The organism is Delftia sp. ASV31 (assembly GCF_016428765.1).
Taxonomy (GTDB): domain Bacteria; phylum Pseudomonadota; class Gammaproteobacteria; order Burkholderiales; family Burkholderiaceae_C; genus Comamonas; species Comamonas acidovorans.
In genome coordinates this window covers 1-321 of the sequence record NZ_JAELTK010000248.1, presented here as the reverse complement: position 1 = coordinate 321, position 321 = coordinate 1, and the positions used below count along the sequence as shown (strand labels likewise).

The following is a 321-nucleotide window of genomic DNA, read 5'->3' as shown; positions in this document are numbered from 1 at the left end:
CCCCCCCCCCCCCCCCCCCCCCCCCCCCCCCCCCCCCCCCCCCCCCCCCCCCCCCCCCCCCCCCCCCCCCCCCCCCCCCCCCCCCCCCCCCCCCCCCCCCCCCCCCCCCCCCCCCCCTTTTCAATGATCCGGCGACCACCGAGATCTACACTGTTCGCATTTCGTCGGCAGCGTCAGATGTGTATAAGAGACAGGGTCTGGGCCGTGTAGCGCACATCGAGCTCGGCCTTGGCGTGGGGCGCCACCATGTTCGGCACGATGCCGCCCTGCAGCACGCCCACATTGGTGGTCGTGCCCGTGGCGGGATCGGTCAGCGCATGC

1 protein-coding gene and 1 pseudogene are annotated in these 321 nt (G+C 76.0%); one reads left to right on the top strand and one right to left on the bottom strand.

The features are described from left to right. The coding region (locus JHD82_RS29230) for a hypothetical protein (protein ID WP_199140401.1) at positions 1-210 on the top strand (210 nt) is incomplete at its 5' end. Here JHD82_RS29230 and JHD82_RS29225 read toward each other — a convergent pair. Then, positions 195-321: pseudogene (locus tag JHD82_RS29225) on the bottom strand (peptidase dimerization domain-containing protein); the annotation flags it as partial. The gene JHD82_RS29230 and the pseudogene JHD82_RS29225 sit on opposite strands and share 16 nt — an antisense overlap.